General features: G+C 63.7%; 8 protein-coding genes. 7 read left to right on the top strand and 1 reads right to left on the bottom strand.

Going from position 1 to position 11,733, the window contains the following annotated elements; translation table 11 throughout:
• Positions 1-37: 37 nt before the first annotated feature.
• Positions 38-286, bottom strand: a complete 249-nt coding sequence (locus LK539_RS12780; RefSeq protein WP_159699730.1) for a DUF3297 family protein — start codon at positions 284-286, stop codon at positions 38-40.
• A 162-nt stretch (positions 287-448) separates the two neighbouring features.
• On the opposite strand from LK539_RS12780, the gene LK539_RS12775 reads away from it, so the two are divergent.
• The 7 genes from LK539_RS12775 (at position 449) to mlaE (ending at position 11,731) form a co-directional block, all read left to right on the top strand.
• Positions 449-1,618: a sensor histidine kinase KdpD gene (locus LK539_RS12775; RefSeq protein WP_227801305.1), complete on the top strand. Its 1,170-nt coding sequence runs from the start codon at positions 449-451 to the stop codon at positions 1,616-1,618.
• Between the two features lie 12 nt (positions 1,619-1,630).
• Positions 1,631-2,311, top strand: coding sequence for a response regulator transcription factor (locus LK539_RS12770; protein ID WP_227801304.1), 681 nt, complete (start codon positions 1,631-1,633; stop codon positions 2,309-2,311).
• Positions 2,312-2,434: 123 nt separating this feature from the next.
• On the top strand, positions 2,435-3,145 hold the full coding sequence (locus LK539_RS12765; protein ID WP_227801303.1) for a transposase: 711 nt from the start codon (positions 2,435-2,437) through the stop codon (positions 3,143-3,145).
• A 261-nt stretch (positions 3,146-3,406) separates the two neighbouring features.
• A complete protein-coding gene (locus LK539_RS12760; protein WP_227801302.1) occupies positions 3,407-8,122 on the top strand; it encodes a glutamate synthase-related protein in 4,716 nt (1,571 codons plus the stop codon).
• Positions 8,123-8,246: 124 nt separating this feature from the next.
• Entirely contained in the window at positions 8,247-9,710 is a 1,464-nt protein-coding gene (locus LK539_RS12755) for a glutamate synthase small subunit (RefSeq protein WP_227801301.1), read from the top strand.
• A gap of 438 nt (positions 9,711-10,148) precedes the next feature.
• The gene (locus LK539_RS12750; RefSeq protein WP_227801300.1) at positions 10,149-10,952 is read left to right on the top strand and encodes an ATP-binding cassette domain-containing protein; all 804 of its coding nucleotides are present in this window, start codon (positions 10,149-10,151) and stop codon (positions 10,950-10,952) included.
• Positions 10,949-11,731 carry a lipid asymmetry maintenance ABC transporter permease subunit MlaE gene (mlaE, locus tag LK539_RS12745; RefSeq protein ID WP_227801299.1) on the top strand — a complete coding sequence of 261 codons (783 nt, stop codon included), beginning with the start codon at positions 10,949-10,951 and terminating at the stop codon, positions 11,729-11,731. The genes LK539_RS12750 and mlaE overlap by 4 nt, the downstream gene beginning before the upstream one ends.
• Positions 11,732-11,733 lie beyond the last annotated feature (2 nt).

Below are 11,733 nucleotides of genomic sequence, written 5' to 3'. Positions count from 1 at the left end.
GCATGCCAGTCGCCCTTTTTCATTGCTGCGGAATGGATTACTTATAGAAGGCTTCGACCTTGCCCTTCAGCTTGATCAGCATCGGCTTGCCCTTGCGGTCGAGCGTGCGGCCGGCGGCGACCTTGATCCAGCCTTCGCTGATGCAATACTCTTCCACGTCGTGGCGATCCTTGTCGTTGAAGCGGATGCCGATCTCGCGCTGGAAAACGTCGCGGTTATGAAAAGGGCTGCTCGGGTCGATCGAGAGCCGGTCCGGGAGTGGGGGGAGGGTAGCGGTATCGTTCATAGACGCGAATTATCCACCAACTGTGGGCGGCGTGGCGCATTTTTCAATATCCGCGCACAGGAAGGGCCGCAAGATATGGCGGTGCCCGCTTCTATACAAAGAGGCAAAAGCAACGATATACTCGCTGACAACGTTCATTGTCCCATCCATAAGAAAGTGCCCATGGCCAGAAGTACGCCCGCCGTCCCTCCTGCGCCGCACAGCCTGGAGCAGTCCAGCCCCGGCGCGGCCGGCCTCGATGCGCACTTTCGCACGATCGCCGAGCTTGGCGGCGACATCGCATTCAGCATCGACCTCCCCGCACGCACGCTGCGCTACCTGAGCCCGGCCTTTACCGCCCTGCTGGGCCACGACGCCGGCGCGCTGCAGGCGGCCATCGGGGGCAGCGGCGCACGCCAGGCGCTGGGCGCGCTCGGCATGCATCTGGCCCAGAGTGGCGACGGCCAGCCCGGCGAGCGACATGTGCAGGAAGTCGACGCGCGCAATGCCGACGGCCATCCGATCGGACTGGAGGTGATCACGACGGTGGTGCGCAATCCCGACGGCAGCAATTCGCTGGTCGGTTTGCTGCGCGACCTGTCGCCGCAGCGCGCTCACCTGGCCGACCAGCGCCGTTTCGCCAGCATGCTGAACCACGAATTCCGCACCCCGCTGGCGACCATCGACGGCGCAATCCAGCGCCTGGAAGCGACGTCCCACGGTGCCGACGAGGCGGTACGCCAGCGCTACCGCAAGATCGCGACCGCGGTGGACCGCCTGATCGCGATGCTGGACGAGTACCTGTCGCCGGACCGCATGGCCGCGATCGGCAAGGTGCGCCAGCCGAACACGATCGCCGCGCGCGAACTGCTGGAGGCCGGCGTGCAACAGGTGCGCGCGGCCGGGCGCGATGCCCGGGTCGAGACAGAGGACATGGGGCTGGGATTGCGCGGCGAGCCCGAGGGCTTGCGCCTGGCGCTCAAGGTCCTGGTCGACAATGCCCTGCTGTTTTCCCCGGCCGGCAGCAGCGTGGCGCTGTCGGCGCGGCGCAGCGGCAGCGGGGTCGAGTTCACGGTACGCGATGAAGGCACCGGCGTGCCATCGCAAGATGCCGAGCGCATCTTCGACAAGGGCTACCGCGGCAGCAACGCCGCCGGCCTCCCGGGCAACGGCCTTGGTCTCTATATGGCGCGCTCGATCGTCGACGTCCACGGCGGCATACTACGCCTGGGAAATGCAGGCGAGGGCGAGGGCGGCGCCGAATTCAGGCTATGGCTACCCGCCCTGCATATAAGCGGACAACAACAACTTGCTTCAAGCAGTTCCAACAGTGATAATCGGAACGATCATTAACATGGCCAATCCATGACGCAGATACTGATTGTTGAAGACAATGGCGAATACGCGGACGACATGGCCGAATTCCTGCGGGAACTCGACCATGATGTCGCGATCGCCAGGACCGCGAGCGAGATGTGGGCGGCGCTGACGCGCACCCCGGCCGCGGTCGTCGTCCTCGACCTCGGCCTGCCCGACGAGGACGGTTTCAACGTCATTCCGCGCATGCGCCAGTTGTATCCCGAGATCGGCCTGCTGGTGCTGACCGGCCGCGTCGCTTTTGACCACCGCATCCTCGGCCTGCGCCTGGGCGCCGACCACTACCTCACCAAGCCGATCAAGTTCCCCGAACTGGCGGCCCATATCGAAGCCCTCGACCGCCGGGTGCGCCCGGCCGACCCGGCCCCGGCGCCGAGCAAATGGACCCTGCGCGTGAGCGCGCGCCAGCTCGAGCTGGGCGGCAAGGTGATCGACCTGACCGAAAAGGAGTGCAATTTCCTGCACCTCCTGACCATCAACACCCGTCCGGTCCCGCGCCACGTGATCGTGGCCGGCATGGGCGGCGAAGACCCGGACGCCAGCCGCCGGGTCGACATGCTGGTCTACCGCCTGCGCAAGAAAGCGCGCTCCGGCCTCGGCCAGGACCTGCCGCTGCGCAGTGCCTACGGCGAAGGCTACAGCCTCTCGGCCGGCTTCACCCTCGCCTGAGCTGCAAAGCCCTCCGCAGTCTAATTGGGGACAGAGTCAGCCATATTTTTGGCGGCCATGAGATTAATTGGGGACAGAGTCGAACTTCTCGGATAAAATGCCTGCTCGACTTTTGAGCACGCCATGGCACGCCTTCCCCGACTGATTATCCCGAACCAACCGCAGCACCTGATCCAGCGCGGCAACAACCGCCAGCCGATCTTCCATGAAGAGGAAGATTACGGGCGTTTCCTCGCCTGGCTGAAGGAAGCAGCGCGCTTCTACCAGGTGGCGGTCCATGCCTATGTGCTGATGCCGAACCACATCCACCTGCTGGCCACGCCCTCGGACAATGTCGGACTGGCGCTGATGATGCAGAAGGTGGGTCGCTTCTACGTCCCCTGGTTCAATAACAGGTACGCACGCAGCGGCGGCCTGTTCGAAGGGCGTTTCCGCACTTCGCTGGTAGACACCGAACACTATCTCCTGGCTTGCAGCCGGTATATCGAGCTCAACCCGGTGCGCAATGGCCTTACGACAGGTCCGCTCGACTACCCCTGGTCGAGCTACGCCCACCACACGGGCGTGCGCACCGATGCCCTGGTCACCGACCATCTGCTCTACTGGGGCTTGGGCAACACCCCCTTCCAGCGCGAGGCGGCGTACACCGAGCTGGTCATGCAGGGCATTCCTCAGGACGAAGTCGACTTCATCACTGCTTCCGTCCTGAAGAACCAGCCCCTGGGTTCCGACGCCTTCAAGGCCGAGCTGGAGCGCAAGACCAGGCGCCAGATCCTGCCGGCCAAGCGCGGACGACCGTTCAGAGAACCGATACCGCCGCGTTCCGAGCCCTAAGGGCCTGCGCATCCGGTCGACGGCACGATGTTTCGTGCCGTTTTTTTATTTGTTCATCGGACAGCTGATCCATAAGAATCAAGGACTTATGGGCGAGTCACGGGACTTGTCCGTCTCTTGATTCACTCTGTCCCTAATTAAATTGAAGTTCCAAAAGTTGTTAAACAATTCGACTCCGACCCTAATTATTCTTGTTGCTGTCTCTGCTGCGTTGCACTATTCTCGGTCCTCAACCCCCGATAAAGTTGTGGAGATTGCCTCATGATTGCCCAAGGTTTGTACGATCCCGCCAATGAGCACGATGCCTGCGGCGTCGGTTTCATCGCCCATATCAAGGGCAACAAGAGCCACTCGATCATCGAGCAGGGCCTGCAGATCCTGAAGAACCTGGACCACCGCGGTGCGGTCGGCGCCGACCCGCTGATGGGCGACGGCGCCGGTATCCTGATCCAGATCCCGGACCAGTACTTCCGCGACGAGATGGCCAAGCAGGGCGTCGAACTGCCGCCGCCCGGCGAGTACGGCGTCGGCATGGTGTTCCTGCCGAAGGAACACGCGTCGCGCATCGCCTGCGAACAGGAAATCGAGCGCGCCGTGCGCATCGAAGGCCAGGTCGTGCTCGGCTGGCGCAACGTGCCGGTCGACGAGACCATGCCGATGTCGCCCTTCGTGAAGAAGAAGGAACCGGTGATCCGCCAGATCTTCATCGGCCGCGGTCCGGACATCATGGTGACCGACGCGCTCGAGCGCAAGCTCTACGTCATCCGCAAATCGTCCGGCCACGCGATCCAGGCCCTGAAGCTCCTGCACGGCAAGGAGTTCTTCGTACCTTCCATGTCGGCCCGCACCATCGTCTACAAGGGCCTGCTGCTGGCCGACCAGGTCGGCGTCTACTACAAGGACCTGCAGGACCCGCGCTGCATCTCGGCCCTGGCGCTGGTGCACCAGCGCTTCTCGACCAACACCTTCCCGGAATGGCCGCTGGCCCACCCCTACCGCCTGATCGCGCACAATGGCGAGATCAACACCGTGAAGGGCAACTTCAACTGGACCCGCGCCCGCGAAGGCATGTTGAAATCCGCCGTGCTGGGCGAAGACCTGGGCAAGCTCTTCCCGCTGATTTACGAAGGCCAGTCCGACACCGCCTGCTTCGACAACGCGCTCGAACTCCTGGTGATGGCCGGCTATCCGGTGGCCCAGGCGATGATGATGATGATCCCGGAAGCCTGGGAAAACCACACGTCGATGGACGACAACCGCCGCGCCTTCTACGAATACCACGCCGCGATGATGGAACCCTGGGACGGCCCCGCCGCCATGGCCTTCACCGACGGCCGCCACATCGGCGGCACCCTCGACCGCAACGGCCTGCGCCCGGCGCGCTACGTGATCACCGAGGACGACCTGGTGGTGATGGCCTCGGAATCGGGCGTGCTGCCGATTCCCGAATCGCGCATCGTCAAGAAGTGGCGCCTCCAGCCGGGCAAGATGTTCCTGATCGACCTGGAAGCCGGCCGCATCATCGACGACAAGGAACTGAAGGACACCTACTCGAACGCCAAGCCCTATAAGGCCTGGATCAAGTCGGTGCGCATCAAGCTCAATGAAATCAAGCTGTCCGAGTCGCAGCTGCTACAACACCGCGCCAAGGATGCGCAGGGCGAGAAGGCCCCGATCGCGCTGCTGGATCGCCAGCAGGCCTTCGGCTATACCCAGGAAGACCTGAAGTTCCTGATGGCGCCGATGGCGGTGCTGGCCGAGGAAGCCACCGGCTCGATGGGCAACGATTCGCCGCTGGCGGTGATGTCGAACAAGCTCAAACCCCTGTACCACTACTTCAAGCAGCTGTTCGCCCAGGTGACCAATCCGCCGATCGACCCGATCCGCGAAAGCATGGTGATGTCGCTCGTTTCCTTCATCGGACCCAAGCCCAACCTGCTGGATACCAACAACGTCAACCCGCCGATGCGCCTGGAAGTCTCGCAGCCGATCCTCGGCTTCGACGACATGGCGCGCCTGCGCGGCATCAGCTCGCATACCGGCGGCAAGTTCAAGTCCTATGAGCTGAACATCTGCTATCCGGTCGCCTGGGGCAAGGAAGGCATCGAAGCCTCGCTCGCCTCGCTGTGCGCGGAAGCCGTCGATGCGGTCAAGTCGGGCCACAACATCCTGATCGTCTCGGACCGCAACATGTCGAGCGAACAGGTGGCGATCCCGGCGCTGCTCGCGACCTCCACCATCCACCAGCACCTGGTGGGCCGCGGCCTGCGCGCCTCCACCGGCCTGGTGGTGGAAACCGGCTCGGCGCGCGAGACCCATCACTTCGCCCTGCTGGCGGGCTACGGCGCGGAAGCCGTGCACCCTTACCTGGCGCTCGAAACCCTGGCGGACCTGGCGCACAACCTGCCGCACGAGATGGACGCCGACAAGGCGATCTACAACTATACCAAGGCGGTGGGCAAAGGCCTGATGAAGGTGATGTCCAAGATGGGCATCTCGACCTACATGTCCTACTGCGGCGCCCAGATCTTCGAGGCCGTGGGCCTGAACAAGTCGCTGGTCGACAAATACTTCCGCGGCACCTCGTCAACGGTGGAGGGCATCGGCCTGTTCGAAGTGGCGGAAGAAGCGCTGCGCCTGCATTCGCTCGCCTTCGGCAACGACCCGATCCTCGCCAACGCGCTCGACACCGGCGGCGAATACGCCTTCCGCGTGCGCGGCGAAGACCACCTGTGGACCCCGGACGCCATCGCCAAGCTGCAGCACTCAACCCGCGCCAACAACTACAGCACCTATAAAGAGTACGCCCAGATCATCAACGACCAGAGCCGCCGCCACCTGACCCTGCGTGGCCTGTTCGAGTTCAGGATCGATCCGTCGAAGGCCATCCCGCTGGAAGAAGTCGAGCCGGCCAAGGACATCGTCAAGCGTTTTGCTACCGGCGCGATGTCGCTCGGTTCGATCAGCACCGAAGCCCACGCCACGCTGGCGATCGCGATGAACCGCATCGGCGGCAAGTCGAACACCGGCGAAGGCGGCGAAGACCCGCGCCGCTACATGGGCGAGTTCAAGGGCATCAAGATCGCCAAGGGCGAGACCCTGGCCTCGATCCTGGGCTCGGACCGCGTGGTGGCCGACATCCCGCTCGAAGAAGGCGATTCGCTGCGCTCGAAGATCAAGCAGGTGGCCTCGGGCCGCTTCGGCGTCTCCGCCGAGTACCTGGCATCGGCCGATCAAATCCAGATCAAGATGGCGCAAGGCGCCAAGCCGGGCGAAGGCGGCCAGCTGCCGGGCCACAAGGTGACCGAGTACATCGCCAGCTTGCGCGTGTCGGTGCCGGGCGTGGGGCTGATCTCGCCGCCGCCGCACCACGACATTTATTCGATCGAAGACCTGGCCCAGCTGATCCACGACCTGAAGAACGCCAACCCGAACGCCTCGATCTCGGTGAAGCTGGTGTCGGAAGTCGGCATCGGCACCGTGGCCGCGGGCGTCTCGAAAGCCAAGGCCGACCACGTGGTGGTCGCCGGCCACGATGGCGGCACCGGCGCGTCACCGCTGTCCTCGGTCAAGCACGCCGGCACCCCATGGGAACTGGGCCTGGCCGAGACCCAGCAGACGCTGGTGCTCAACGGCCTGCGCAGCCGTATCCGCGTCCAGGCCGATGGCCAGATGCGCACCGGCCGCGACGTCGTGGTGGCCGCGATGCTGGGCGCCGACGAAATCGGTTTTGCGACCGCACCGCTGGTGGTGGAAGGCTGCATCATGATGCGTAAGTGCCACCTGAATACCTGCCCGGTGGGTGTGGCGACCCAGGACCCGGTCCTGCGCGCCAAGTTCCAGGGCAAGCCGGAGCACGTGGTGAACTACTTCTTCTTCGTCGCCGAAGAAGCGCGCCAGATCATGGCGCAGCTGGGCATCCGCAGCTACGACGAACTGATCGGCCGGACCGACCTGCTGGACAAGGCCAAGGCCGTCAGCCACTGGAAGGCCCAGGGCCTGGACTTCTCGAACATCTTCTACCAGCCCAAGACGGATTCGCCGCGTGCCCTGTTCCACACCGATGGCCAGGACCATGGCCTCGACCGCGCGCTGGACCACAAGCTGATCGCGCAGGCGAAGGCCGCGCTGGAGAAGGGCGAACGCGTGTCCTTCATCTCGCCGGTGAAGAACCTGAACCGGACGGTGGGGACCATGCTGTCGGGCGAAGTGGCCAAGCGCTATGGCCATGCCGGCCTGCCGGACGACACCATCCACATCCAGCTGCAGGGCACCGCCGGCCAGTCGGCGGCGGCCTTCCTGGCGGCCGGCATCACGATCGACCTGGTGGGCGAGGGCAACGACTACGTCGGCAAGGGCCTGTCGGGCGGCCGCATCATCGTGCGTCCGAACACCGAGTTCCGTGGCTGGGCAGTGGACAACATCATCGTCGGGAACACCGTGCTGTATGGCGCGATTGCCGGCGAAGCCTTCTTCAACGGCGTGGCCGGCGAACGCTTCGCGGTGCGTAACTCGGGCGCCACGGCGGTGGTCGAGGGCTGCGGCGACCACGGTTGCGAATACATGACCGGCGGTACCGTCGTGGTGCTGGGCGAGACCGGCCGCAACTTCGCGGCGGGCATGTCGGGCGGCGTCGCCTACGTGTACGACCCGAAGGGCGAGTTCGAGGCGAAGTGCAATACGGCGATGGTCAACCTGGAGCCGGTCTTGACGACCAAGCAGCAGGGCGACAAGGCAGGCTGGCACAGCCAGACCCGCGATGGCGAGCGCGAATCGGACGAGGTCATCCTGCGCCGCCTGATCGAGCGCCACTTCAAGCACACCGGCTCGACCCGCGCGCGCAACCTGCTGGACGACTGGGCCAACAGCCGCGGCAAGTTCGTCAAGGTCTTCCCGACCGATTACAAGCGGGCGCTCGAAGAGATGCACAACTCGAGCATGGAAGAGGCGAACGACAAGATCGAGCTCGCAGCTTAGCGCCTAACAATTCCCCCCCATGGCTGCGTTGCATCGTCTCGCCGTACTATCGTACTGTCTTCGACGATGCGCCTTGCCCTGGTGGTTTTGTTAGACGCTCTTAATCGGAAATAAGGAAAACAACGTGGGCAAAATTACCGGCTTCATGGAATTCGAACGGCAGGAAGAGGGTCACCTCGAACCCACCGATCGCGTCAAGAACTACAAGGAATTCGTGCTGACCCTGACCGACGGCCAGGCCAAGGTGCAGGGGGCGCGCTGCATGGATTGCGGCATCCCCTTCTGTAACACGGGCTGCCCGGTCAACAACATGATCCCGGACTGGAATGACCTGGTCTACCACGGCAACTACCGTGCGGCAGTCGAGAACCTCCATTCGACCAACAACTTCCCCGAGTTCACCGGCCGCATCTGCCCGGCGCCATGCGAATCGGCCTGCACCCTGGGCATCAACGACGACCCGGTCGGCATCAAGTCGATCGAGCGCAAGATTGCCGACGCAGGTTGGGAGCACGGCTGGATCGTGCCGCAGCCGGCGGCAAGCAAGACCGGGAAGAAGGTCGCCGTGGTCGGCTCCGGCCCCGCGGGCCTGGCCGCAGCCCAGCAGCTGGCGCGCGTGGGCCACGACGTGACCGTGTTCGAGAAGAGCGACCGCATCGGCGGCCTGCTGCGCTACGGGATCCCCGACTTTAAGATGGAGAAGGGACTGATCGACCGCCGCGTGGAGCAGATGCAGGCCGAGGGTGTGGTGTTCCGCACCAGTGTCCTGATCGGCAAGGACTTCCCGGCTACCGTCAGCAACATGGCGCGCGACACCATCTTCCCGGAAGACCTGGAAAAGGACTTCGACGCCGTCGTGCTGGCCGGCGGCGCCGAGCAGCCGCGCGACCTGCCGGTCCCGGGCCGCGAACTGAAGGGCGTGCACTTCGCAATGGATTTCCTGCCGCAGCAGAACCGGGTGAACGCCGGCGACAAGCTGAAGGACCAGATCAAGGCCACCGGCAAACACGTGGTCGTGATCGGCGGCGGCGACACCGGTTCCGACTGCGTCGGCACCTCGAACCGCCACGGCGCCGCGTCCGTGACCCAGTTCGAGCTGATGCCGATGCCGCCGGAGCACGAGAACAAGCCGCTGGTCTGGCCCTACTGGCCGACCCGCCTGCGCACCTCGTCCTCCCATGAGGAAGGCTGCCAGCGCGACTGGGCGGTGGCCACCAAGCGCCTGGAAGGCAAGGGCGGCAAGCTGGAAAAGCTGGTCGCCTGCCGCGTCGAGTGGAAGGACGGCAAGATGATCGAAGTCCCGGACTCGGAATTCGAGATGAAAGCCGACCTGGTGTTCCTGGCCATGGGCTTCGTGTCGCCGGTGCAGAACGTGCTGGACGCCTTCGGCGTGCAAAAGGATGCCCGCGGCAATGCCCGCGCCGCGACCGAGGGGGAGCGTTCCTACCAGACCTCGAAGCCGAACGTGTTCGCCGCCGGCGACATGCGCCGCGGCCAGTCGCTGGTCGTATGGGCAATCCGCGAAGGGCGACAGTGTGCCCGTGCGGTCGATGAATTCCTGATGGGAAGTTCGGTACTGCCGCGCTGACGCGGCAAACCCGGGACAAAGGCGGCTGCGGCCGCCTTTTCTTTTGGCTCGCCGGTCCGGCTGTGGATATGGACCAACAAGCAGCGGCTTTTTGACACTTACCGACACACTTATGTGCGTGCCCGCACGACCATTCGGGGGCTGATTTCTTTAGCCTAGGGTTTATTGCAGCGCATCACATGACATGCAGGTGAGCGCTGCATGAACACCAGTCACAAATTATTGCTCATCAGCATTTATTGATAGAATTCAATAAAGAGCAACATTGCTAGACATACATATCTCTGAAAAAACAAGAGCTTACACGCACAAATATCTGACCCATGGGTTAGTTTTGTTGTAATAGTACCTCGTGAAAGCGGGCCAAAATGGGGCAGCGCAAGCGAGGGTTGAGCTTTCTGCACTACAATAACGGATTACCCAAATACCAATCACGCTGTGTCGAACCTAGTCGAAATCCGCGATCTGCACTTTGCGTACGGAGAGCGTTCCATCCTGTCGAACCTCCGCATGGATTTTCCACGCGGCAAGCTCGTCGCCGTCATGGGCGGCTCGGGCTGTGGCAAGACGACCGTCCTGCGCCTGATCGGCGGCCAGATCCGCCCCCAGCGCGGTGAAGTGCGCGTGAATGGCGAAGTCGTGCACAAGCTCAATACCGAAGGCCTGTACCGCCTGCGTCGCCGCATGGGCATGCTGTTCCAGTTCGGCGCCCTGTTTACCGACCTGTCCGTATTCGACAACGTCGCCTTTCCGCTGCGCGAGCACACCGACCTGCCGGAAGAGCTGATTCGCGACCTGGTCCTCATGAAGCTGAACGCCGTCGGCCTGCGCAATGCGCACAAGCTCAAGCCTGCCGAGATCTCCGGCGGCATGGCGCGCAGGGTGGCGGTGGCGCGCGCCGTCGCGCTCGATCCGGAACTGATCATGTACGACGAGCCCTTCGCCGGCCTGGATCCGATCTCGATGGGCGTTACCGCCAACCTGATCCGCAACCTGAACGACGCCCTCGGCTCGACCTCGATCCTCGTGTCGCACGACGTGCACGAATGCTTCGCCATCGCCGACTACGTGTACTTCATGTCGGCAGGCAAAATCGTTGCCGAAGGCACGCCGGCTGAGCTGCGCGTCTCGGAAGACCCCTACGTGAAGCAGTTCGTGAACGCCGCGCCGGACGGCCCCGTGCCCTTCCACTATCCAGGCAAGTCGCTGGCCGACGACCTCGGGCTGGGAGCGCGCAAATGATTACCCGCCTCCTGGAAACCATCGGACGCAACGTACGCGAGGCCATCGCCAGCGTCGGCTTCGCCACCCGTGCCTTCTTCAACCTGCTCAGCGTTTCGCCCGGTTCGTTCAAGCGTCCGGCCCTGATCTCGGAACAGGTCCACTTCATCGGCAATTATTCGCTGGTGATCATCATCGTCTCCGGCCTGTTCGTCGGCATGGTGCTCGGGCTGCAGGGCTATTACACCCTGAACCAGTACGGCGCCGAGCAGGCGCTGGGGCAGGTGGTGGCGCTGGCGCTGGTGCGCGAGCTGGGCCCGGTCGTGACCGCGCTGCTGTTCGCCGGACGTGCCGGCACCTCGCTGACGGCCCAGATCGGCCTGATGAAAGCGGGCGAGCAGCTGTCCGCCATGGAAATGATGGCAATTAATCCGGTCCAACGTGTGCTGGCCCCGCGTTTCTGGGGCGGCGTCATTGCCATGCCGATCCTGGCGGCCATCTTCTCGGCCGTGGGCGTGTTCGGCGGCTACCTGGTCGGCGTCCAGCTGATCGGCGTCGACGAAGGCGCGTTCTGGTCGCAGATGCAGGCCGGTGTGGATGTGCGCGCTGACGTACTGAACGGTGTGCTCAAAAGCTTTATCTTCGGTGTCGCGGTCACGTTCACGGCGCTGTTCCAGGGTTACCAGACCAAGCCAACGCCGGAAGACGTGTCGCGCGCTACCACGCGCACCGTCGTCATCGCGTCGCTGCTGGTCTGGGGCCTGGACTTCATCATGACCGCTTTGATGTTTAATAAGTAATA

Source organism: Massilia sp. IC2-476 (assembly GCF_020707295.1).
Lineage (GTDB): Bacteria > Pseudomonadota > Gammaproteobacteria > Burkholderiales > Burkholderiaceae_D > Telluria.
The sequence above is the reverse complement of the archived record's forward strand: the minus strand, read 5'-3'. Positions and strand labels throughout refer to the sequence as shown.